21 protein-coding genes are annotated in these 22,895 nt (G+C 42.0%); 7 read left to right on the top strand and 14 right to left on the bottom strand.

Features of this window, described 5'->3' with window-relative positions; all coding sequences use genetic code 11:
- Positions 1–80 precede the first annotated feature (80 nt).
- Complete coding sequence (locus DFP82_RS02425) at positions 81–1,892, bottom strand: hypothetical protein (RefSeq protein ID WP_110922119.1); 1,812 nt, start codon at positions 1,890–1,892, stop codon at positions 81–83.
- Positions 1,893–2,184: 292 nt separating this feature from the next.
- Between DFP82_RS02425 and DFP82_RS02420 the strand changes: the two genes are divergently transcribed.
- Both DFP82_RS02420 and DFP82_RS02415 read left to right on the top strand, forming a co-directional pair.
- Positions 2,185–2,544: a hypothetical protein gene (locus DFP82_RS02420; protein ID WP_110922118.1), complete on the top strand. Its 360-nt coding sequence runs from the start codon at positions 2,185–2,187 to the stop codon at positions 2,542–2,544.
- Between the two features lie 13 nt (positions 2,545–2,557).
- Positions 2,558–3,466: a viperin family antiviral radical SAM protein gene (locus DFP82_RS02415; protein WP_245905600.1), complete on the top strand. Its 909-nt coding sequence runs from the start codon at positions 2,558–2,560 to the stop codon at positions 3,464–3,466.
- 279 nt (positions 3,467–3,745) lie between these two features.
- Here DFP82_RS02415 and DFP82_RS02410 read toward each other — a convergent pair whose 3' ends face one another.
- The 4 genes from DFP82_RS02410 to DFP82_RS02395 all read right to left on the bottom strand — a co-directional run bounded on the left by DFP82_RS02410 (position 3,746) and on the right by DFP82_RS02395 (position 6,890).
- On the bottom strand, positions 3,746–4,123 hold the full coding sequence (locus tag DFP82_RS02410) for a DsrE family protein (RefSeq protein ID WP_110922116.1): 378 nt from the start codon (positions 4,121–4,123) through the stop codon (positions 3,746–3,748).
- 192 nt (positions 4,124–4,315) lie between these two features.
- Positions 4,316–4,858: an acyl-CoA thioesterase gene (locus DFP82_RS02405; RefSeq protein ID WP_110922115.1), complete on the bottom strand. Its 543-nt coding sequence runs from the start codon at positions 4,856–4,858 to the stop codon at positions 4,316–4,318.
- A gap of 59 nt (positions 4,859–4,917) precedes the next feature.
- Entirely contained in the window at positions 4,918–6,072 is a 1,155-nt protein-coding gene (locus tag DFP82_RS02400) for a YheT family hydrolase (RefSeq protein WP_110922114.1), read from the bottom strand.
- 221 nt (positions 6,073–6,293) lie between these two features.
- Entirely contained in the window at positions 6,294–6,890 is a 597-nt protein-coding gene (locus tag DFP82_RS02395) for a YigZ family protein (protein WP_110922113.1), read from the bottom strand.
- 302 nt (positions 6,891–7,192) lie between these two features.
- Between DFP82_RS02395 and DFP82_RS02390 the strand changes: the two genes are divergently transcribed.
- Positions 7,193–7,897, top strand: a complete 705-nt coding sequence (locus DFP82_RS02390; protein WP_110922227.1) for a pseudouridine synthase — start codon at positions 7,193–7,195, stop codon at positions 7,895–7,897.
- A gap of 328 nt (positions 7,898–8,225) precedes the next feature.
- Positions 8,226–9,290, top strand: coding sequence for a disulfide isomerase DsbC N-terminal domain-containing protein (locus DFP82_RS02385; RefSeq protein ID WP_110922112.1), 1,065 nt, complete (start codon positions 8,226–8,228; stop codon positions 9,288–9,290).
- A gap of 36 nt (positions 9,291–9,326) precedes the next feature.
- Here DFP82_RS02385 and DFP82_RS02380 read toward each other — a convergent pair whose 3' ends face one another.
- Complete coding sequence (locus tag DFP82_RS02380) at positions 9,327–10,406, bottom strand: homocysteine S-methyltransferase family protein (protein WP_425450583.1); 1,080 nt, start codon at positions 10,404–10,406, stop codon at positions 9,327–9,329.
- Positions 10,407–10,689: 283 nt separating this feature from the next.
- Positions 10,690–11,340, bottom strand: coding sequence for a DUF2939 domain-containing protein (locus tag DFP82_RS02375; protein WP_110922111.1), 651 nt, complete (start codon positions 11,338–11,340; stop codon positions 10,690–10,692).
- Between the two features lie 412 nt (positions 11,341–11,752).
- Between DFP82_RS02375 and dnaJ the strand changes: the two genes are divergently transcribed.
- The 3 genes from dnaJ to DFP82_RS02360 all read left to right on the top strand — a co-directional run bounded on the left by dnaJ (position 11,753) and on the right by DFP82_RS02360 (position 14,863).
- Complete coding sequence (dnaJ, locus tag DFP82_RS02370) at positions 11,753–12,880, top strand: molecular chaperone DnaJ (protein WP_110922110.1); 1,128 nt, start codon at positions 11,753–11,755, stop codon at positions 12,878–12,880.
- A 172-nt stretch (positions 12,881–13,052) separates the two neighbouring features.
- Entirely contained in the window at positions 13,053–13,883 is an 831-nt protein-coding gene (gene dapB, locus DFP82_RS02365) for a 4-hydroxy-tetrahydrodipicolinate reductase (RefSeq protein ID WP_110922109.1), read from the top strand.
- Positions 13,884–13,957: 74 nt separating this feature from the next.
- Entirely contained in the window at positions 13,958–14,863 is a 906-nt protein-coding gene (locus DFP82_RS02360) for a hypothetical protein (RefSeq protein WP_110922108.1), read from the top strand.
- Positions 14,864–14,955: 92 nt separating this feature from the next.
- On the opposite strand, the gene DFP82_RS02355 is transcribed toward DFP82_RS02360, so the two are convergent.
- The 7 genes from DFP82_RS02355 to gshA form a co-directional block, all read right to left on the bottom strand.
- Positions 14,956–16,131, bottom strand: a complete 1,176-nt coding sequence (locus DFP82_RS02355; RefSeq protein ID WP_110922225.1) for a type III PLP-dependent enzyme — start codon at positions 16,129–16,131, stop codon at positions 14,956–14,958.
- A gap of 140 nt (positions 16,132–16,271) precedes the next feature.
- Positions 16,272–16,820 carry a peptide deformylase gene (def, locus tag DFP82_RS02350; protein WP_110922107.1) on the bottom strand — a complete coding sequence of 183 codons (549 nt, stop codon included), beginning with the start codon at positions 16,818–16,820 and terminating at the stop codon, positions 16,272–16,274.
- A gap of 218 nt (positions 16,821–17,038) precedes the next feature.
- On the bottom strand, positions 17,039–17,293 hold the full coding sequence (locus DFP82_RS02345) for a GlsB/YeaQ/YmgE family stress response membrane protein (protein ID WP_110922106.1): 255 nt from the start codon (positions 17,291–17,293) through the stop codon (positions 17,039–17,041).
- 286 nt (positions 17,294–17,579) lie between these two features.
- The gene (gene mpl, locus DFP82_RS02340; RefSeq protein ID WP_110922105.1) at positions 17,580–19,049 is read right to left on the bottom strand and encodes a UDP-N-acetylmuramate:L-alanyl-gamma-D-glutamyl-meso-diaminopimelate ligase; all 1,470 of its coding nucleotides are present in this window, start codon (positions 19,047–19,049) and stop codon (positions 17,580–17,582) included.
- Between the two features lie 301 nt (positions 19,050–19,350).
- The gene (locus tag DFP82_RS02335) at positions 19,351–19,983 is read right to left on the bottom strand and encodes a copper resistance protein NlpE N-terminal domain-containing protein (protein ID WP_110922224.1); all 633 of its coding nucleotides are present in this window, start codon (positions 19,981–19,983) and stop codon (positions 19,351–19,353) included.
- A 483-nt stretch (positions 19,984–20,466) separates the two neighbouring features.
- Positions 20,467–20,994: a disulfide bond formation protein B gene (locus DFP82_RS02330; protein ID WP_110922104.1), complete on the bottom strand. Its 528-nt coding sequence runs from the start codon at positions 20,992–20,994 to the stop codon at positions 20,467–20,469.
- A gap of 55 nt (positions 20,995–21,049) precedes the next feature.
- On the bottom strand, positions 21,050–22,624 hold the full coding sequence (gshA, locus tag DFP82_RS02325) for a glutamate--cysteine ligase (protein ID WP_110922103.1): 1,575 nt from the start codon (positions 22,622–22,624) through the stop codon (positions 21,050–21,052).
- Positions 22,625–22,895 lie beyond the last annotated feature (271 nt).

Genomic DNA, 22,895 nt, shown 5'->3' with positions numbered 1-22,895 from the left:
GATAGCTTTGTAGTTAAAAATTTTGACTACGGTTTCTTCAGCATAGCTCACTAGTTATTATCGATGTACTACTTTGTCTATTATTTTTTCCGAATTCTTAGTGGTAGTGGAAATGAAGAGTTGTAAGGATAAGGCTTCGTGCTAGGCTGATTGGTAATAAAATTTACTAAAGTCTCTAAAACGTCTTCAGTAGTGTCTTTAGACAATATCCTTACTTTACGTCCCTCACTATTGCGTATAGATATTGGTATCTTCTTAAAGCGATACATCATCTGATTTTTCTCATCTTCGCCAAATTTTATTTCGCTTTTCTCTTGAAAAGAATTATCAGTATTCTCTACTTCTGTAGATGGCTTAAAAATACTCCATGAAAGCATCATTGGGTTTTCAAAAAAGTCTGAATGATTGAAGTGTACTGGGTTGTCTTTTTTGATATCTTGGAGTAAGTTGAAAAATTCATAAGATATTAAACTATGATGCAGTTTCAAGTGTAAAAATAAGGAGATTAAATAGGTTACAAGCTTATTATGCTCTGCTATAGGGCTTTTCCTTCTAAGATGAGGTTGCCCTTGATTATTTATCTGTTTTTTGTAGCTATAAGCTTGGTCGAACCTTAAAATATTGTTTAGGTCCCAATTCACCTCGCTCCATGGGTTATGAAGATCAAAGTCAATAATAGAAACAATAGCCTTAGGTATTTGATCTATTTTCTTAAAAAAATCAATAGAGTTCTCTATATACCATTCGCTTAATTGAGTCAACGCACTTTCATTATTGTCTTTAACCTTATTTAAGCTTTCTGTAAGATGCTCGGTACTTGAACTAATAGTTTTCCCATCGGTTCTTTTTTCAGATCTAAGACTATTAACTAATACATTTTTAATGCTATCTGCTAGATGGTCTAACTGATTGAGCTTATAGATATCTTCCAATATTGTCTTATCAATAGAAACAGTGACATTATCTTCTGATTCGTTGTCTATTTCCAATAAGTCTATATTATTCAAATAATTGTTTTCAGAGCGGTAAATTGGTCCTCCAATATACTTTGAGTCATAGATTCGGCGAAAAATATCTGTTGCCCAGACGCCTAAGTCAATTGCTATATCTGCTCTAATATCTTGTAGTAACTCTTTTTTATGTAGGAGTTCGAATTCTTTGACTAGCTCTGCATAATTCTGATTATCTAAAAAATCTGATATCTTTTTCTGCTCACCAGAAAGTATATCCTTTCCATCCTGCGTCGAAGATGGTCTATAGAAGTCTTTGGTTTTAGCCTTGGATTTTATTTTTTTAAATAATGCTAGTTTTATAACATTATTGTCATACGGAGTTTGATTAAGGAATTTCTTGAAAATAGTCATAGTATATCTAAGAGATGCATACATCTCATAATAGCTATACTGTCTATCTATATTTATGAACTTATAGCCCTTTCCATGAATATTGCCAAGAGGAGCAAAAGCAACTTTTTCTTTTTGTATGGACGATAAGATAGTGTCGATAGCATCGCTATCAATCTCATTTTTAAGCTTTAAAGAATGCAAATAAGCGATGAAATCATTACTGCCTTTGTTGTCTTCCATCATCTGCAAAATAGTGTCTCTAATTTTTAAGTGCTCAGTTCTATTAGGTGCGCTTCCAAGCTTTAATTTTATAACGTCGCATACAATGAAAATGAGCTTTAATCTGTCTTCAATATGTGATCCAGTGCTAGGCTGCAATATCAGCTGTCTTGTGTATAGCATCACTAAAAATACTTGCTCAAACACCATCTTTGTAACGTTTTGGGTCTCTTTGACAATACTATCAATATCCTTAGGTCGTACTCCTAGTACTTCTAGATTTAAATCGATTAGCTTTTTATCATCTTTTTTGTAACTTGAGTTCATTCAGAATTTCCTAAGTATAGCCTTGCTTTTAATTAGTTGGGGATACTGTCTATAGGTATAAATACCTAAAAGAGGTTGTTTATAAATATTATCTGGATGTTATTAAGATATAAAATAAATTTTTATATAAAGCAGATACGATTAATTAATTTAAAAATAATAATCGTATCTATATATTATATTTTTATTTTTAAAATAGCTATTAATAAATTTTATCGTATCTTTACCTTTATTGTTATTACTGTACTATTTAGTTCTAGATATAACGGTGTTTTATAGATAGGAGATATTTATGAGAGTTACAACCCATATGGCACAGCGAATGAATAATCGTGGCATTGTCCAAAGTATGGTTGATTTGACCATAGAGATAGGTGTTATTAAAGGAGACAGATATATAACTGATCGTCGATGTTTGAATGACTATTTAAACGAGTTAGACACTAAATTAGTAGATTGCCGTTCAATGTATAAGAAATATGAGCACTATAGAGTTTCAATTATTATAGCTAAAGCAATCAATAGGCTGGTACAACTCAGGAGTTTGGTATTAAAAATGATGAACAAAGGAGGAGTAACGGTAGTGGTCTGTGGAAACAATCTAGTAACTACCTACAATACGGATAGCCATCATCAATATAAATCATACTAATAGAGACATGAATATGCATAATACATTTGAGCTCGTTATAAATTGGCATTTTACAGAAGCTTGCAACTACGCTTGCGATTTTTGTTTCGCAAAGTGGGATAAACAAGGCAGAAAAGAGCTGTTTCATGATGAATGCTTGACAGATAAACTGTTAGACGAAGTTTTTGAGTTGAAGACTATACTGGAAAACGAACAAAATACTAAATTTGATGGTGTTAGATTAAACTTAGTTGGTGGCGAGATATTCTTATATAAAGCCAAAGCTATTCATATAATAAAGCGTGCTAAAAGTTATGGCTTTCGTGTGTCCGCTATCACAAATGGCAGTCGTCTAGATGCTGAATTGCTCTCACTAATAGCTGAAAATCTAGACTGGATAGGTTTCAGTGTGGATTCTACAAACCATAAAACTAATTTGATTATCGGGAGATCTGAGAAGAACAAGGTAATGGATACTGACAAAGTTTGCAGCGATATCCATGCTTTGCGAAAGCTAAACACTGAGATAGATATCAAAATCAATACGGTAGTTAATAGTAATAATTTTAATGAAGATTTGTCGGGCTTTATTAGAGATGTTAATCCTTCTAAATGGAAAGTATTTAAGGTATTGCCCAGCCAGGGCTATGCTTCAACGATTACAGACACAATGTTTAGTGTATTTTTAGATAAGCATTCAGATTTTAAAAGCATCATAGCATCAGAGGACAACAACGAGATGATGGATTCATACATTATGGTAGACCCATTAGGTCGTTTCTTCCAAAATTCTAATTTAACTGATGGTTATGTTTATAGTCATCCTATTGTCGAGATTGGAGTTAAAAAGGCACTTAGTCAAATAAACTTTAGTTTTAATAAGTTTTTAGGTCGTTATAATATTAATGAAAAACTTATCGACACTGTTCCAAGGTTTACGTAATATTAATGCAAATTAGACTACTATTAATAAGCTCCTTGAACATAGTCATTAGCTATACTATCTCAGATCTAATCTGACATCTTGCTTAATTAAAATAGTATAAAAAATCGGTGCGCTGGGCGCACCTACTCAAAATTTCAATCTATGTGAAAAATTTATCCATTAATTAGATTACAAAATCCAATCCTCAAGACAAAAAAAGAGCCAGCTCCCAAGCCATCAAAACGATGACTAAGAAAACTGACCCATTTTTATAACTTTACGTTTTAACGTTTGCTACTAACTCAACTGCAAAGACCCCTTCGCATTCATCAGCAGCTCAACCACGTCATCACCACTGATGACCGTGAAGCGCTTGTCGATGGCTGACTCTCCGATACCATTGTGTTTCATACATGCACTACAGACCAATACTTGGCCACCTTTTTCGATAAAGGCTTCTAGTAACTCGCCAGCAGGTTCAAACGGTGCGCCAATATCCACTTTTGCCAACGCGTTGGGCAATGCCAAATGTACGGCATCTACCATCAATATCACTGAGGCAGAGTGTCCTTTTTTGAGTACCACACCTGCCATGGTAAAAGCCAAGGTGATTTTGCTTGGGTTCGATTCGCTATTGTCGAATAGAGTACCGACGTAATCCGTATTATTAATCATATTATTTTCCTTATGAGACTATTTTTAATTAGATAGTATTTAGTTGAGTATCAAACTCACTACCATCCTAACATTTAATATATTTATTTATATAATGTATTGTTATGCAATAGTAGCCATAAGGTGGCTTGTTTGTGACGTGCTTTTAATAAGTGCTTAGTAAGAGTTGTTTTAAGTTAAGATTTCTTGCCACTACTCCGTTGGTGGCCATGGGCGATCAGCATCACTCTCTATCCATTCGGCGACGTAGCCAGTTGGCGGTAGATCCCACTCAGACTGCCCCAATGCTGCCAGCACTTGTGCCGTGTCGATCACTCTGCCACCTTTGGTCACACCCGTACGCAGTAGGGCAGATGAGCAGGGCTGGCCCTTGACCCACATTGATTGCTCGATATAGAGCCAACGCGCATCGATACCGACGATTTTGGTCTTTAGCGTGACTTTTTGAAAGGCGCGAATACGCTTACGATATTGGATGGTACTGCCAGCGATGACCAAACCCCAACGCTGTTTTAACAGTTGCTTGCCAAGACCAGTCCGTACCGCAAAATCCATACGCCCCAAATCATACAGCGTGAATACGCGGCCGTTATTCATCTCCAAAAAGTTATCGATATCAGATAAGCGACAGCGAAATTGAATCTCACTGGTGTCCTTGAACGTCAATGTATCACCTCGTTTTGCTTTTAGGGCGGCATGAGCGATGGTGGTGGCGTAGCGGATAAATGGGTACATAGAACACTCTCAAAAGTTTATAAACGTTGGCGTTATTATTTTGTCATCTATGGCAATGATTATTTATTGTCAGAGACCGCATCTTGATAAGGTTCTCTAATAGAAGCCACGCCAATATGATTAAAATAAGCACTGACGGTTTCGGGTATCCAGTTGATATCGAACTTTGAGGTTTTTGCTTTTTTACCATTGGTTCCAGATTGCTTAACGTTAGATTTATCATCAGTAGATTGACCGTTTACTGAAGAAATGTCTGCGCTATTTTCTGAATGATTGTCTGAGCGATAACGCAAATAACCGATATGACCACCGTGCGGGGTGTCCAAAATAGTGACACTATCAGAGACATCATTTGGCGTGGCGGTAAAGCCGATAAAAGGATCGTCCTTTGCACTAATTAATAGTAGAGGCTTGGTTACGTTGATCAAATAAGGTAGCGCAGAAGAAGATTGATAATAGTGATTGTTAGAGCGGTAGCCATGACGCGGGGCGGTGAAGATATCATCAAAGTCGCTGATACGATTGACGGCTTTGATAGCATCAATTTCTTCTTTGGTAATATCGTTCGCCAACGCTTTTTTGATAATTGGATTGAGCAAATAAGGCGTATAGATACGATGACTCAAAAAGCTGTGCATGGTAATGGCCGCTGACGACATATCGACGGGAGCAGAGATGACCGCAGCGCCTTTGCAGATAGCTTCGTCACCATACTCGCCCATGTACTTCGCTAGTGCATTACCACCGAGTGACACGCCAGCCGCATAGATATTGGCATACTGCGCACGTAAGTTCTGTAGCGCGTGATGCACCTCGGCAGTATCACCCGCATTATAAAAAACTCGACCATTAGCTGGAATACCGCCACAACTACGAAAGTGCACCACCACAAAATGCCAGCCTTGCGCATGCATTTGATATGCCAGCGCGCGAGCATAATGACTATCGCTGCTGCCTTCCATACCATGAAATAGCACAATCAATGGCGTTTGCTCAAGCTCACCAGCTTTTGATGCCTCTACAGAATGCGCATCATAAAAGTCGTAAGCAATATCGGTTTCACTTAAGGAATCTTGCATCACCACGCGGCGATAGGTTGGTGCTTTGGGTGCAAAGAACTTGGGCAAGATGCTTTGTAGATGCGGATTGGTTAGCCAAAATGGCGGTTTAAAAGGGGCCGGAGAGAATGGCTTGTTCGATTTGGAAACAGACATAAATGGCTCTTATTTAATTATTGTTAAAAAGCAATGGCTTATCATACCGATGGCAATGGCCAAAACCAATGCTTTTCAGTGAACGCATGGATACTCAATATCAGCTACTCAATAGCAGTCACTCAAAACAGCTACTTAAAGAAATTACTCAAAAGTAGACGCTTAAAAACAGTCCTTCAAAAGTAAATGCTGAGAAGCGGTCAATTAGCATCATGCATTATTCAGGGCTTATTCAACACCCGTCCATCCATCGCCAAGCGTTCTTTTAAACTGTCAATATCAGCTTCAGCGAGCGTCACAGTCAGTGTCACTTGCTTACTATAAGCGACGTCATCGATGCTGCCGTTCAGACTATCGACGACGTAACGGCATTGGGCTTCGGTGGCAAACTCTGCCAATATCTGTACTTGTGCCATTGGGACATAAGGGCTTAATGTCATCTGGTCGACGGCCGCTTGCGCCGAACCGGCATACGCACGGGTCAGACCACCTGCGCCTAACTTGATACCACCGAAATAACGCACCACGATGATAATGATATTGCCGATAGATTTGTGCTGCAAGACATTTAATATCGGGCGTCCTGCCGTGCCATTTGGCTCACCATCATCATCGAAGCCTGCACTGGTGGTGTTATTTGGATCGCCAATGATATAAGCCCAGCAGTGGTGACGAGCATCGGGATACTTTTCTCGTAGTTGTTCCACGTGAAACATTGCGTCCTCGCGTGAGGCCACGGGATAAGCGTAAGCAATAAACTCAGATTTCTTGATTTCTAAGCGAGCAGTGACGGTACGTTTTAGCGTTTGATAGCTCATATTTCATCAGGTCTAGGTTGGATATGGTAAACTTGTCTTACTTTCACTGTCGTCCGTATTTGGCGCAGTGTTTATTTAATTTTTATTATAGTACCACTTCTTACCCGTGAAGATAGCGATGCAAGCTCAATGTGAGTGCCTGCGTTGCTGCTATAGTCAGTTCAAGATGATTTAGAGACAAGAATGGCAAGTGAAAGGACTACAAACAGTAGACGACACCAGCCTGACATCCTCTCTAATTTAGATAGAACTGAATATACCGAGGTAAAGTAGGTATCATAAAATGGATGGTAGTAAATAGTATGCGTCTAGATAAATTTATTAGTAAAGCCACTGAGCTGTCACGTAAAGAATCCAAAAAAATCATGCACGCTGGTGAGATTATGGTGAACGAGCAGGTCGTCAAGGATCCCGGTTTGCATGTCGATATCGTCAATGATGAAGTAATGTGGGGCGGTGAACCACTCTCGGTCGCGGCTGGCAATCGTTATATTTTACTTCATAAACCTGAAGGTTTTGAATGTACGCTAAAGGCCAAAGAGTATCCTATCGTTACTGAGCTGATTTCAGTTCCAGAGCTTGGCAGCTTACGCATTGCTGGTCGCCTCGATGTCGATACCACTGGTGCGCTGCTGATCAGTGATGACGGCGGTTGGCTACATCGTGTGACCAGTCCTAAGCACGAGCATGCAAAAACATATGAGCTGACCTTAGCTGATGCAATGGATAGCGATGCTCAGGGCAATGCAGTCAAAGAAGTAGCGGAAGGTATCTTGCTAGAAGGTGATCATGAAGAAACCAAACCTGCGGTTCTTGAGTTCATCGACGCAACACATGCGCGCCTGACGTTAGAGCAAGGCAAATATCATCAAGTTAAACGTATGATGGGTTATTTTGGCAATCGAGTGACTGAGCTACATCGTGCCAGCATTGGTCATATCAATTTAGAAGGGTTAGAGAAAGGCGACAGTCGTTTCTTAACACCAGAAGAAGTTGCTAAGTTTTAAGTCGTTACTTTCTTTCGATTTAAAATGATTTCGCTTTAGAATAACTCGTAAACATATTGTCTAAAATAAGCAGCCACTAAACAGTGTGCTGCTTTTTGCGGTCTGCTATATGGCGTTTATGTCTATCGCCTACCTGTGTTGCCTATCTCTTAAAGCTCAGTAGCAATTTTGCGACATTAGCAATTTTGCGCTTTGCAAAACTATCCCATATGCTACAGTCCTTTTTATCTATATGTTTATAACTGACAATGCTTAAACCATTTGTAAAGTGCAGACACGCCCTTGTATCGAAAACCGTCATTATCAAAAATCAGATAGGAATCTCTCTGTGACATTACCTGTATTAAAATCGGCCAGTCTGGTCAGCGTCATACTACTAGCAGCCACTGCTTGCGCTCAGCCCAGTTCAGCGGATGCTAAAAGCAATGACTTAACACAAAGCAGTCAACATTCACAAACGGTTGAAGCAGTGAGTGCGACTGTTGATAAGCAGTTGCGCCAAGTACTGACCCAAGCAGGCATCAAAACACAGATTACCTCTATTGTGCCTTCCAATTTACCCAATATGTATCAAGTCAATTTGGCTGGGCAGTTGCCTTTGCACATCACTGAAGATGGTAGATATGTCATCCAAGGTGAGCTACAAAAGAATCCAAGCAAGCGGGTAGTGACCAAAACACCAGCACGTAGCACAAGTGCGCAGGTAGGCAAACCTGTCAGTGCTAGCGTCAAATCTGACATGCTAGCGAATATGGCAGCGCTGAAAAACATGAGTGCTAAAACACCGTTTTTCTATACTGCCGTACCTGGTGTGATTTGGGGGGCGACGTTAGAAGGCGTACCTTTCTTGTTGTCAGATGATGCGCAGTACATCACGGATGGCGAGATATCTGTCATCGAAAATGGCCAGTTCATTGGGCTTGATGAAGCGTTTGAGGCACTAAAAAATCAGTCTGTGTTTGCGACGTTGGATAAGAGCCAACTGATTACCTACCCAGCGACCAGCAAAGAGCGTGCTGTCATCTATGTGGCTGATGATGTGAACTGTCCGTACTGCCGCCGATTGCATCAACAGATACCAATGCTCAATACAAAAGGTGTCACCGTCAATGTAATCGGCTATCCGATATATGAGGCGTCACCTGCGCAAATGCGGGGTATCTGGTGTCAAGCTGATGAAAGTAGTCGTCGCAAAGCTTTTGACAAAGCAATGCTAGCGGGTCAGATGACGCCTGCACCAGCGAGCTGTAACACCGATCATATAACGCCGAACCGTGAAAAAGCAGCTGGTCTGGCCGTGATGGCGACGCCTGCTATTTACCGTGAGGATGGCGTACTCTATCAAGCCAGCTTTGAGAGTCCTGAATTCTTAGAGTTTTTGGGCGTAGAGTAAACCACGTCACTAGCGATGCTACTAAGATATTATTATCTATAGTTGCTGCGCGAGTCGCTCGATATGTTCAACGCCAATCCCGCAGCAACCGCCAATGATATTGGCACCCGAGGCTTGCCAGAGCTTTGCCCATGTCAGGTAATGCTCAGGTGTGGTGTCCTCACGCATGTCGCGCAGTTGTGCGTTGGCTTGTTTATGGACTTGCTTTGAGACAAACGCATTGGCATAGACGCCCAGTTGCATAGGGTGCGCTGCTTTATCAATCAGCTCTTTCGCAGTTTGCAATGCTGCATTCATGACCTCAGGCTGACTACAGTTAAACAGTACGGCATCAACATTCAATGCCATCATAGCCTGTACGGCTTTGGCTACTGATTCACCGGAGCGCAACATCGGAGTGCTCACAGCATGATTGCGATCAGCACTGCTATCAAGGTCATCGGCAGTAATATCTAACTGACTGTCATCTAGTGTAAATGCAATCCAAATAGGTTTAGATGCAGTTTCTGGTTTGGATGTGCTTTCTTTTTGAGTCGCTGTAAATTCAGTAATTAGCTGATGCCACGTTTGTGCTTCAACGATACTGCTTTGCGTCTCTACCAGCCACATATCCACATAATCTATCTGTGCAGACAATAACGGACGCGCAATCGTAGGGGCTTGCTTGGCATCGAACAAGTCAGGACGATAAGAGCCAAATAGTGGCGGCAAACAGCCAGCGATTTGTACGGCTTCAGACCTACTATGCTTGTCGCTTGCTTGTACGGCTTCGAATGCGAGCTGCGCCGCAGTTCTGATGAGCTGTTCACCCTCACTAAAAAAGCTGTCTCCCAAATGATAAGGAGTAACTGCATAGCTGTTGACGGTGATAACAGTCGCACCCGCTTTTATGTAGTCTAAATGGACATCACGAACACTATCTGGCGCTAGGCTCAATGACAGTGCTGACCATTCAGGTTGGCGAAAGGGTGCGCCGCGTCGTTCAAGCTCACGTCCCATACCGCCATCTAGTATCGTGATTGGTGGTAGAGAGTTAGGCGCTGGCGTGGTAAGCGAGTCATTAGGCTGAGTAGCTGTTACTGTATCTGTCATTGGAGAGGTTGTTTGAGTGTGCATCGTACGCTCACTTATAAATGGGTTTAATGTAGGGCGTATCATCAATTAGCACATTAATACATTTAGTGGCCTTAAAATGGCTAAATTTTTCTCATTTTAAGCCCACAATCTAATTGATGACACGCCTTCGTTGATTCAAAAAACAGCCAAGGTAATCTTGCTAAGAATATAGGTGATACTCCTAGCGAGGTTCGCGCTGTGACTGTTTTATAATGGATTTTTATAGGTGCTTTTTTATAGGTAATTAGCGATAGTGCAAAAGTCGCAACCGCAGCGTCTTGTACTATGGCAACACGATATCGACGATTTTCCAGTCAATCAGACCCTCACGTTGCATCTCTATTGTGAGTGGATAGCCTTTAACTTGTCCGCTGATAGTGAAGCAATTAATGCCGCAATAGCTCAGTTTAGGTTTGTCACTATCAGAGCCTTGCGCCACTTGTTTCTCAAGTTCAGCGGCTTGTTTTGTCATGATTTCCTGCATTTGGCTTTTGACCACCGCATCGACATCACCGCGCTGGATAATGAGGTTTTGAATCAAATTTTTCAGATTGACTTGATTGCTCGCAATAGCCCACGCTGCTGCCAACTCTTTGGTCGCTGTATTGGCCTGACCCTGAGTGTTAATAACTTTTTCGATATTCTGCGGAGTAATAGCACCATCAACGGCTTTTGCGATAAAACTATTGGCAGCCTCGGTCAAAGGCTCACCGCCCAGCTGAGAAACTAACGGATATTGGGTCATCGTCGCCGTAAACTGACTGGTCAATTGGTTTTGGATACTAGGCCGTACTTGGTCGTAGTCAATGGCCGCTGCAATAGTGGCACCGTCTTTGTCATCGTAGGCATTTTTGAGCTGATATGCACTGTAATAGGGCGAGCCTGCATAGACGGCGACTACGATGATGATTAGTAAAACAATCAGCTTCTTCATAAAAAACGATACCTTGTCGCAAACTTAATAATTTTAAGATAAATGGCTATAAACTTGGCGATAAATACTAGCACGGCTTAATTGTATTAAGGTATGAAAACCTTTGTTCGTTCCTTAATAAAACCTTTTTGTAGTGACGAAATACTCTTAAACGATACTTTCCATCCCTGAGAGCTTGATAAATCATTATGCCATCTCCATAAATAGCGCAAACTTTTAATAATTGATTTGGCTAAGCAGCATCCCGCCGTATTCGCTTGTAAGATTCTTAACATTATCATCTCTTTTTCTTTACTATTCATTGTGTTTCATGTGAAACCTTTAAGTGAGAAAACGAGTAGCAATAATATAATGATTGATAAGGGTTACTGAATCGACCGGCCGGTGGACTGTAAAGACGATAGGAGAGCCCATGAGTAAGCGTGATTTTTATGAAATATTAGGTGTCAGTAAGACCGCTGATAGCAAGGAAATTAAGCGAGCTTACCGCAAGCTGGCCATGAAATACCATCCAGACCGTAACTCTGATGACCCTGATGCTGAAGACAAGTTCAAAGAAGCATCAATGGCGTATGAAGTACTGAGCAGCGAAGAAAAACGCTCAGCCTACGATCGCATGGGTCATTCAGCGTTTGAAAACGGCATGGGCGGCGGCGGCGGTGGCGGTAATTTCCAAGATATCTTTGGTGATATCTTCGGCAACTTCGGCGATATCTTCGGTCAGCAGCGTGGCGGCGGCGGTGGCGGACGTTCACGTCGTGGTTCTGATTTGCGTTATGTCATTGAGCTGACGTTAGAAGAAGCGGTACGTGGCTGTAAAAAAGAAATCAGCTTTACAGCACCTGCACCTTGCGACACTTGTGATGGCAAAGGCGCAAAAAATGCCTCTGACGTTGTGACTTGTCAGACGTGTCATGGTCAAGGTCAAGTCCGTATGCAGCAGGGTTTCTTTGCTGTTCAGCAAGCTTGCCCACATTGCGGCGGCACTGGTAAGCAAATCAAAAACCCATGCTCTGACTGTCATGGTAATGGTGTCAAAGACAAATCACGTACGCTCGAAGTGTCTATCCCAGCTGGCGTCGATGATGGTGATCGCGTCCGTCTAGCAGGCGAAGGCGAAGCGGGCGGCGCGGGCGTGCAAAACGGCGATTTGTATGTCGAAGTACGCGTCAAACAGCACAATGTCTTTACCCGTCAAGGTGCTGATCTATATATGGATGTGCCAGTTAGCATCACTGATGCCGCATTGGGCAAAGAAGTTGAAATTCCAACCTTAGATGGCAAAGTGAAAATTAAGGTTGCCGAAGGCACGCAAAGTGGTAAGTTGCTACGTGTGCGCGGCAAAGGCGTGACGCCAGTTCGCACGACCATGAAAGGTGATTTGATTTGCCGTGTCGTCATCGAGACGCCAGTGAATCTGACGCGCGAGCAAAAAGACTTGTTACGTCAATTCCAAGATACTTTGGACGGTGATAGTAAGCATCAACAGTCACCACATAAAAAATCATTCTTCAAAAAGATTGGCGAATTGTTTGACTGATAGTTTGTCTTAATCAATTTATTTAACAGTTGTTGCCCAATAGTTTCACGTGAAACTATTGGGCTTTTTAATGGCTGTATAAAAAACCCCGTATGTGATGATATTTGCTAAACTTACGGTAAATAGTATTTAAAAGCACCTTTACTAAAAACAAAGCATTTAGGACAAAGATATGAGTCAACAAGTAAAAGAACAAACCATCAAAGTCGGTGTCATTGGGGCGGGTGGTCGTATGGGCCGTATGCTTATCGAAGCAGTAAAAGACAATACGCAAACGATATTAAGCGCAGCGATTGAACGTCAAGGATCGAGCCTAGTAGGGGCTGATGCCGGTGAGGTTGCCGCTATCGGGCGCTTAGGTGTGCAGATTGTCGATGATCTAAAGGCAGTTGTAGACGACATCGACGTATTGATTGATTTTAGCTTGCCTGATGCGACTGAAAAAAATATGCAAATTTGTGCTGAGCATAATGTTGCGATGGTCATCGGCACGACAGGATTCAATGAGCAACAAGAGCAAGTATTGGCAAAAGCGAGTAAGCAGACTGCGATTGTTTATGCAGGTAACTACTCAACGGGCGTGAATCTGTCATTGAAATTACTAGGGATGGCAGCAAAAGCATTTGGCAATGACGCAGATGTAGAAGTCATCGAAGCACATCATAAGCACAAAATCGACGCGCCATCAGGTACGGCTTATATGATGGCAGAAGCTGTCGCAGAAGCTCGTGGACAGAATCTAAAAGACGTCGCTGTTTATGGCCGAGAAGGACAAACGGGCGAACGCGAAGCAGGTACGATTGGTATCCATGCGATTCGTGGTGGTGAAATCATCGGCGATCACACCGTGATGTTTATCGCTGACGGCGAGGTAGTCGAGATTACGCATCGTGCCCGTGCGCGCATGACTTTTGCCGCTGGTGCTGTACGCGCTGCAACTTGGATTATTCAGCAAGAAGTAGGGCAGTACAATATGCAAGACGTGTTAGGGTTAAATGATTAATAATTGAATGATTAATTTTTCAGTCTCGTTTGATTAAATCTCAATAAATGATAAGTCGCTGCTAGGAGCCAAACATGAATACGTTTAGACGGAGTTTGATAAAGGTGCTTAGCAGTGCTGTTACTGCTAGTAAAAATATTGGCTATGCAGGTCAAACAGTCTTGGCAATCAGTCTGGTGGCTCTGCCTGTCGTTGTCCAAGCTGCCACTTATCAGACTTATGTTATTCATACTTATGGCGGTGACACATTACTACCTGCGGTGCGTCAGCAGTTAAACAGCAGCCGTGACGGCGGTACAGTCACAACTTATCAAGACAAATTAGTACTGAACACCACAGCGGTTAATTATCAGGCAATACAGCAGCTTTTGACTCAAATAGATGGCCAACCACAAGCGTTAACCGTCTCAGTACGCGTTGGCAATGATAGCAGCGCTCAGAGTAGTATCCAGCAAAGTCAGGTCATTATTACCAATCGTGGTATCCAAGGGTCAGGTATCATTAATCAAAGTAACAGTCAGCAGCAGGGCAGTAATTCATACCAAATAAAAACTTTATCTGGCAGCGCAGCGAGCATTAGCACTGGCACGCTCTACTCTCTAACTCAGGCTTATAGTAGCAATCGCTATGCAAATAACTATAATCTAAAGCCGCAGATTATTATTCAGCAGCAAGTATTGCTACCAACGACACAGGGAATTGCGGTAACACCAAGACTGCTGCCTACTGGCCAAGTTGAAGTACAACTGTCTCAAGTAGAAGAAAAACTGGTGCGATCTAATTCGCCCTATAATCGAAGCGGTTCTGTTAATAATGCTATTCAAGGTCAAAGTCTGAATAGTACGATTATCGTGCCTCGCGGACAATGGGTGACTATCGGAGAAATTTCTCAAAACAGTCAAAATCAAAGTACCAGCTATGGTGGTAATCAGACAATCAGTAGTAGTAACAGTGTGCCTATTTCACTCTTGGTACAGTAGCCAGTTATCAATGATACTGCCAAACAAACACAAAAAAGCGCGATACTGTGATTAACAGTACCGCGCTTTTTTATTAACAGTAGAGCAAAAAACTAGTCAATGTAAATCACTTCTAATGGCGGAAAACCATTGAATTCAACTGATGAGTAAGAATTGGTATAGGCACCAGTGGTTAGCCAATAGATTTTATCGCCAATCTCTAACTCTTCTGGTAACTGATAACCCGCTTCTTCGTACATGATATCAGTTGAGTCACACGTTGGACCGGCCAATACCACAGTACCTTCGCTAGTTGATGTTTCCATCTTAGGCGTATAGATAGGGTATTTGATGGCTTCACCTAAGGTTTCAATTAATCCTTGGAATAGACCCACGTCCGTATAGACCCAGCGTGTTAAATCAGTATGAGATTTACGAGAAATCAAAACGATGTCGCTGACTAGAACGCCTGAACCGCCAACCAATGAACGGCCTGGCTCAAGAATAATCTCAGGCATGTCCTCTTCGTTGTAGTCATCTGTCAGATAACGCGTAATCTCTTCAGCATAAACTTTTATAGGGTTTACTTCGCTGATATAGTTGGCTGGGAACCCACCGCCCAAATTAATCATTTGTAGCTTGATGTCTTCTTCATTTTTCATCCAGTCAAACATATATTTGACCTTGGCTAATGCATCATCCCAAGCGGCAACGTCTTTTTGCTGACTGCCTACATGGAAAGAGATACCGTAAGGTACCAAGCCTAGATCTCGGGCTTGAATCAATAGTTCAATTGCCATATTAGGGTGACAGCCGAATTTACGTGATAGTGGCCATTCAGCAGTCTCTGAACCCTGAACCAAAATACGAACGAATATTTTAGAGCCAGGCGCATGTTTCGCGATATTTTTTAAATCGGCTTCTGAGTCAGTCGCATATAGATCGACGCCTTTCTCAAAGGCATATTTGACATGATCCGCTTTTTTAATCGTATTACCATAAGAGATACGTGATGGCTCAACACCGCAATCAAGCACACGGTCAAGCTCGTAAATTGAGGCACAGTCAAAGTTTGAACCCAATTCAGCCAGTAGATTGATGACCTGAACAGCAGGACTGGCCTTCATGGCATAATGGATTTTGGCATTAGGAAAAAACCCAACCATCTCATGATACTTGGTCTTAATACGGCTAAGGTCCACCATCAAAAACGGTGTCTCACGACCTTCAGCAGCTTTGGTGAATTTCTGCCAGTTGGCAGGGTCAAAATATTGGTCAATTTTGATCATGGTCATGGTAGGGAACCTTTAGTATAGACAGCACATGTTATAGGGTAAAACGAGTATCATAATATTGTCATCGAGCCATTAGTAACACTTAGCTGATGTGACAATTAGTTTATATGACAATCAATTTATATGATGAATCATTAAGAGTTGGTAGGCTGTGGCTCAGCAGTTTGTTCGCCTTGTTTTTCACGTATTTTGACGACTTTACGTACTTTATCGCGAGCACGAGTCTGTTTTAGACGCGATAAATAATCGACGAATATGACGCCATTTAGGTGATCCATTTCGTGTTGGATACATACCGCGAGTAAGCCTTCTACTTCTTCGTCGATTTTTTCGCCATTCTCATCCAAGGCTTCAATACGTACTTTGTTTGGACGTTCAACGCTATCATAAACCTCAGGAACTGACAAACAACCTTCTTCATACGGCTGCTTCTCTTCTACCAGTGGCGTCACCTTTGGGTTAATAAAAACTCTAGGGCTATCTTTATCTTCTGATAAATCCATGACGATCAGTTGAATATGGCGATCCACTTGGCTGGCAGCCAAACCAATACCTTGAGCGTCATACATCGTCTCAATCATGTCGGTGATTAAGGTTTTTATTTCAGCAGTCACTTCTTTGACAGGCTTGGCAAGTGTGCGCAGGCGTGGATCTGGATAATTTAAGATAGGGAGTAAAGCCATAACGCTTACCTCAATGATAAGGATAAAATAGGGTTGATATTATAAGATAAATGGGGGCAAAAGTAATGTTTATCAATACTTTCCCGCAACTATCACCTCTTCCTGATACCAGATAACGAAGGTGAGGGCTTATCGTATGACAAACGAAAAGGCCTCGCAATCAGCAAGGCCTTCTCTTTATATCGTTATTACTGCATTACAATCAATACTGCGATTGACTATACACCGCGTTTGTTGGTAATCATCTCATATGCAAACAGCAGTATGATTGCACCGATAACTGAGAATATTAGACCAGTGAAACCGCCGTCAGCATTGATACCGACTAGGTTAGCCAGTAAACCACCAACTAAAGCACCGACGATACCCAATACGATAGTCATTATCCAACCCATAGGGTCACTGCCTGGCTTAATAGCTCGTGCCAATAAACCTGCGACCAGTCCTACAATAATCATCCAAATAAAACCCATAGTATTCTCCTAACTTATTATCATTTATAGTAATTTTCTCGTTTTGATAGGTACATTGTAAGCACTGAATCGAAGTAAAGGTAAGCGCGAAATGTTACCAGTGTATGAGCTATGTGAGGAAATCCATTGATTTGCTAATATGAAGATAGGATAAGTAAATGAAAGGTTACAAAGGTAGTAAAGTCGCAAACGTTGGTCGTGATTGATGCTTATTAAAACCAAAAAAAACGTGGCTCGTCGATAACAATGCCACGCTTTCACTTTAATAAAACTATATTCAGCTCAGTTATTTACTATGTAGAGCCGTTAATAGACGCTGATGAATCCCTTCAAAGCCGCCATTAGACATGATGACAATCGCATCACCTGATTGTGCATGTGTGCCGATATATTCAATGATAGCGTCAGTACTAGACAGTACTTGTTGGTCGCCCATATTCGGATTTGCAGCATTAGCGCGTTCGATGACTTCTCTTAAACCCCATTCAAGACCTGTAGGCTCATACCACAGTGTATGGTCAGCGAGTGCAGCAGATTCGGCTAGACTATCTTGATGAATGCCCATTTTCATTGTATTGCTACGTGGTTCGATAATGGCCCAAATACGTCTGTCAGACAGCTTCTTTTTGGCACCATCTAACGTCGTGGTAATAGCGGTTGGATGGTGGGCAAAATCATCGAAGACCAAGATATCATTTACATCACCGATCAGTTCCATACGGCGTTTGATACCAGCAAAAGCAGACAAAGCGGCACAAGCAGTAGAGACGCTGACACCCACATTGTAAGCTGCGGATACCGCAACTAATGCATTATTAACATTATGGATGCCGCTCATTGCCCAATTGACGGTGGCGGCAGAATCAAGGTCTTCGCTGAATCTTACTTTAAATTGGCTACCATCTTCGCTAATAAGCTCAGCTTGCCAGTCGCTATCATTTACAAGGTTGTCAGCGGCGCTCTTATCAACCACTGATGTACGCCAAACAGGTGTCCAAACGCCTTTCGCCAACGTGTCTTCTAAACTGGCGGTCGCTGCTGGCATGATGATTTTGCCAGTGCTTGGAATCATACGCACCATATGATGAAATTGAGTCTGAATTGCGTTGAGATCTGCAAAGATATCAGCATGATCAAATTCAAGATTATTTAGAATGGCGGTACGCGGGCGATAATGCACAAACTTTGAACGCTTATCAAAAAATGCAGAGTCATACTCATCGGCTTCAATGACAAAATAGCCAGTATCTGAGCTATCCTCACTCGCCCTTTCTGCGCCCAAATAACTGCTGTGCGCAAAGACTTTTTGTAGACGCTCATCAGTCGTATCGACTAATGGTACACCGCCAATCAAAAACCCAGTATCGATACCAGCATAGTGCAATATCCAAGCGAGCATGGTAGTCGTTGTGGTCTTGCCATGAGTGCCTGCTACGGCTATCACGTGGCGCGATTGCAACACTTCCTCAGATAAAAACTGTGGCCCTGACGTATAGCGTAGTCCTGTGTCCAACATATATTCGATCACGTCCATGCCGCGCTTCATCGCATTACCGACAACGACCAAGTCTGGTGCTGGCTGCAAATGTTCTATCAGGTAGCCTGCTTCAATAGTGACGCCTGCATTTTCTAATTGGGTGGACATAGGCGGATACACATTGGCATCAGAGCCAGTTACGGTGTGCCCAAGTTCTCGCGCTAGTAAGGCCAACGAGCCCATAAAAGTACCACAAATACCAAGAATATGAATGTGCATAGACGTTCCGTATGAGCATAAATTGAAAGAATGAAAACGTAAAGTCGTTTGTAATATCAGCAGAATAAACAGCTGATTATTATAGGTCGAACCCCGCCTACATATTACCCGTACCAAGGACCTTTATTGCAGAATGAGCAAGCAGTCATCAAAGTATCAACAGGGTAAACAGCCACTCATTGTAAAGTAAACACTATTAGATGACCAATAAAAAACGCCTTAAAAGTAGGCGTTGTTTGGTGTATTGGCTTAGGTGTTTATTTATTCGAACTTGTTGATATCTGACGGTCTGCCTACAGTCTTATTTACGTGACAAGGTATAGTCATTATTAGGACTCTTATTTTCGTCCATCAATATAAGATGATTGTCTTGAATACTATAGGTCTCAATCTGTTTTTGTTGGTAGACAATCGTAATCTTATTATTATCTTGACGATAGATGCCAGACTCAAAAAGCGGTGAACGTGGCGTCTCAGGACTATTGTAAATACTGGTCTTGAGTACTGAGCCATCAGCGAATAAGTTCAGTGTGACATCGATATTATCACAAGACGAACAAGGCACCATACCACCATAATCGCCCATTAACGTCGCTTGTAATGCGCTGCTATGTGACTTTGAATCTGTCTGTGTTTGGTAGGTGTTCGACTCATTACTTGGTTGCGCAGCAGCAATAAGTGATTGGCCTTCTGCGTTATCTTGCTCACTATCAGAGCCTTGTAACCCGTCACTATTATCTGACAAGCTATTTGTAAGGTCAGCTGACGCTGAGCCATCAACAGGGATAACTTCATTTACCATACCCTGATCAGTATTAGGCGAAGCATTGTCACAGCTGATAAGGACTACGCAAAAAGGTAGTGCCAGCAAAAAACGGCCATAGCGTCTGATGACAGTCAATGTAATAGAGCAAACAGGCGCAAAATATATCATGGTCACACCAAAAACAGTTTTTAAATAATATTTCTGTAGATTACCCATACTATGAGCAATGTGATTCTATCGTCAAAAATACAAGATAGTGGGAAATATAAGCGTTGAAAGAGCATTATTTGAGGTTTTGTTGCCAAAAGATATGATACGAAGCAGACGGAACATTAGCCAAAAACAAACATCAGAGTAAAAGCTATCTCAGTCATATCAACCAATGAGAAAAAAAATAAGCAGGGTCAAGATACCAAAGATTGAAGATATCTCTGTAGAATTTTTGTTATGGGGGGCTTAAAGGGGAGTGTTGTTTAAGGAATGAAAGCTTTGGATAAGAAAGCGTAGTAGAGGTGGTTATCAGGTCAGCAGAGCTTAGTGGTAAAGCAGTTTTCATCTAAATAGATATCGAGTCATATTGCCTGCATATCTATCTAGATGAACGATGGTAGCGTAAAAAAGTATGGAATTTACGTACTTGTTAAGCAGTTATTAAGCGGTGTGGCTAGGGGTGACAGGTCGTAAGATACGCCATAATATCAGCACATGTACCAATAACAGCACGCTAAATAGAATCAAAGACTGCTCAGGGATACTTAATCCTATAAAGGTCCAAGCAATTTCAGCACATTCACCAGAGCCTGCAAAAACTTCTTTGAATACTTGCAACACAGGTAGGGTGTCTATCCAATAATTTAGACCTGGGCCACAAGATGGAACTAAATCGGCAGGTAAGTGCTGTAACCAGACATGGCGTACTGCGACTGCTGTAGACCAGCCAATGCCTATCAAGCTACCCAGCCACAATAGCAGTCTCATGCCTTTAGACTTGGGATTAAATACTGCCGATATCAGAGCAAAACTGCCCATGACAATTAGGCCAACACGTTGAAAAATACAAAGTGGGCACGGTAAAAGCCCCAAATGACGCTGTAGAAAAAACAGCGCAAAACTCATACCGATGACGGTCATAATGACCAAAAACACTTGCAAAGAGCGGTAGGTGGCTAGCTTTAGCATTGGGCAGTTACTCTTATAAAATAGTCAGCTATAAATGTTAAATGGTAATCAGAACTTAGCGGTACTGTTGCAAAAATTCCATAAAATCTTCTGTTTCTGCTTTTTCGATATCTGCTTGCTGCAGTATCGATTTTTCTGCCAGCACTTCATACTTAGCTTGAGTGTTTGGACTAAGCGTTTGCTGCAATAACGAATTGCGATGCTGCTGCGCCAAAGTAAAGCCAAGCTGCCATAGGCTGCCCAAACGCTGACTATCAGAATTGACTTGTGCTGAGATGGTTGACTCAGAGTGTCCTGCTTTGCCTTGCATTAACGCAACTGCTGCACGGTAATCATTGCCGCCATAATGAGCATCAAGTAATGCGGCAAGTGGCTGCATACGCTCTAGGTGTGTCAGCATCCAGCTCTCAAGCAATTGCTCCTCGCCGTTATTGATGATGTGTAGATCATCACGGCGACCCTCGTTTACCACACGTTCAAGGTTGATAGCCAGTGCTTCTTCTTCCTCAGGTAGCAAGTCAGGAGAGTCATTGAACAGGCAATACAGTGCCATGACTTCTAAGAAGCAGGCACTAGACAGACGAATACCGACATCACTATAAGGGTCAAGATCAATGGCGCGGAACTCAACATAAGCGATACCACGACGTTCAAGCGCTTCAGTTGGCGTCTCGCCACTCATCGCAATTTGTTTGGGACGGATAGGGCTATAGTATTCATTTTCTATTTGCAAAATATGATTATTGATCTGAATAGGGTTGCCCTCAGCATCCTCTAATCCAAGCTTGGCGAAGCTCTCATGCGGCGTTTGAATCGCACGGCGCAATCCTTCTACATATTCTGGCAAGTAGTTATAACGAATATCGAGCTGCTCTTGCACACTATTGGTATAGCCAAGCTTGCCCATACGTAGGCTAGTAGCAGTCGGCTTATAATAGGTTGAGTTGTTTAGCAGTTCTAAATCATGCTCGCGACCCGCTAAGAAACAAGGACAAACGCTTGGACTGGCACCCAATAGATAGAGAACCAGACTGGTTAGTCGCTTGAAGTTACGGATAAGCCCAAGGTATTTTTCATTTTTGAATTCTGTGGGCGTTTGGTCTTGCGCGGTAGGTGTTTGCGCTTGCCAGACGTCAAAGAGTCCGTCACCGAAAGACAAGTTATAATGCAAACCAGCAATCGTCTGCATACGGCGACCATAACGAATGCCCAAACCACTACGATATAACGTCTTGAGCTTACCAGTATTAGAGCTACCATAATCAGCTAATGGGATGTCTTCATCTTTTGATGACAGCATGCAAGGCATCGACAGTGGCCACATCAGCTCACCTTCAGGCATGGCTTGATAGACCAGTACGTGCAACTGACGCAGCATGTTTAGCGTTTCTTTTGGTGAAGTCTTGGGGTCAGTAATGAGCTCAAGTAGGCTTTCTGAATAGTCAGTAGTGATAAATGGATGGGTGAGTTTTGATCCAAGTTTGGCTGGGTGTGGTGTTTGAGCCAGATATCCGTCAGGTCTAACGCGCAGACCTTCTTTTTCGATACCGCGTAACATGCCCGTTAAATGCTTGCTGTCAAACCAGTTAGGGATTTCAAAGTTCACAAAGCTACTCGCAAAATTACTCATAATAGTCATCTATTGTTATTTATTATGGAGGATCAAAACACGACTAGCGTTCGACCATAAAAGAGGTAAATATTGGATTAAGAATTCCGTCAGTTTAGCTCAAAGCTGCCTTGAAAACCACGGACGATTACAAATACGATAAGCTTTACAATGGCTTATCTGTCTGAATGTCAGCGGATATTTAAGCCACACTGGTTTTTGAATAACGTGTCATTTATGCACTATAAAACCAAGTGAATAAAAAGCACCTACCTAGCAGATAGATGCTTTT

This window comes from Psychrobacter fozii, from assembly GCF_003217155.1.
In the GTDB taxonomy this organism is placed as follows: domain Bacteria; phylum Pseudomonadota; class Gammaproteobacteria; order Pseudomonadales; family Moraxellaceae; genus Psychrobacter; species Psychrobacter fozii.
This window is presented reverse-complemented; position numbering and strand designations above follow the sequence as displayed.

What these genes read in the sequence shown, in the direction of transcription:
- DFP82_RS02425 (WP_110922119.1), bottom strand. Translation starts at nt 1,892, where the DNA reads ATGAACTCAAGTTACAAAAAAGATGATAAAAAGCTAATCGATTTAAAT.
- DFP82_RS02420 (WP_110922118.1), top strand. Translation starts at nt 2,185, where the DNA reads ATGAGAGTTACAACCCATATGGCACAGCGAATGAATAATCGTGGCATT.
- DFP82_RS02415 (WP_245905600.1), top strand. Translation starts at nt 2,558, where the DNA reads ATGCATAATACATTTGAGCTCGTTATAAATTGGCATTTTACAGAAGCT.
- DFP82_RS02410 (WP_110922116.1), bottom strand. Translation starts at nt 4,123, where the DNA reads ATGATTAATAATACGGATTACGTCGGTACTCTATTCGACAATAGCGAA.
- DFP82_RS02405 (WP_110922115.1), bottom strand. Translation starts at nt 4,858, where the DNA reads ATGTACCCATTTATCCGCTACGCCACCACCATCGCTCATGCCGCCCTA.
- DFP82_RS02400 (WP_110922114.1), bottom strand. Translation starts at nt 6,072, where the DNA reads ATGTCTGTTTCCAAATCGAACAAGCCATTCTCTCCGGCCCCTTTTAAA.
- DFP82_RS02395 (WP_110922113.1), bottom strand. Translation starts at nt 6,890, where the DNA reads ATGAGCTATCAAACGCTAAAACGTACCGTCACTGCTCGCTTAGAAATC.
- DFP82_RS02390 (WP_110922227.1), top strand. Translation starts at nt 7,193, where the DNA reads ATGCGTCTAGATAAATTTATTAGTAAAGCCACTGAGCTGTCACGTAAA.
- DFP82_RS02380 (WP_425450583.1), bottom strand. Translation starts at nt 10,406, where the DNA reads ATGCACACTCAAACAACCTCTCCAATGACAGATACAGTAACAGCTACT.
- DFP82_RS02375 (WP_110922111.1), bottom strand. Translation starts at nt 11,340, where the DNA reads ATGAAGAAGCTGATTGTTTTACTAATCATCATCGTAGTCGCCGTCTAT.
- dnaJ (WP_110922110.1), top strand. Translation starts at nt 11,753, where the DNA reads ATGAGTAAGCGTGATTTTTATGAAATATTAGGTGTCAGTAAGACCGCT.
- dapB (WP_110922109.1), top strand. Translation starts at nt 13,053, where the DNA reads ATGAGTCAACAAGTAAAAGAACAAACCATCAAAGTCGGTGTCATTGGG.
- DFP82_RS02360 (WP_110922108.1), top strand. Translation starts at nt 13,958, where the DNA reads ATGAATACGTTTAGACGGAGTTTGATAAAGGTGCTTAGCAGTGCTGTT.
- DFP82_RS02355 (WP_110922225.1), bottom strand. Translation starts at nt 16,131, where the DNA reads ATGATCAAAATTGACCAATATTTTGACCCTGCCAACTGGCAGAAATTC.
- def (WP_110922107.1), bottom strand. Translation starts at nt 16,820, where the DNA reads ATGGCTTTACTCCCTATCTTAAATTATCCAGATCCACGCCTGCGCACA.
- DFP82_RS02345 (WP_110922106.1), bottom strand. Translation starts at nt 17,293, where the DNA reads ATGGGTTTTATTTGGATGATTATTGTAGGACTGGTCGCAGGTTTATTG.
- mpl (WP_110922105.1), bottom strand. Translation starts at nt 19,049, where the DNA reads ATGCACATTCATATTCTTGGTATTTGTGGTACTTTTATGGGCTCGTTG.
- DFP82_RS02335 (WP_110922224.1), bottom strand. Translation starts at nt 19,983, where the DNA reads ATGATATATTTTGCGCCTGTTTGCTCTATTACATTGACTGTCATCAGA.
- DFP82_RS02330 (WP_110922104.1), bottom strand. Translation starts at nt 20,994, where the DNA reads ATGCTAAAGCTAGCCACCTACCGCTCTTTGCAAGTGTTTTTGGTCATT.
- gshA (WP_110922103.1), bottom strand. Translation starts at nt 22,624, where the DNA reads ATGAGTAATTTTGCGAGTAGCTTTGTGAACTTTGAAATCCCTAACTGG.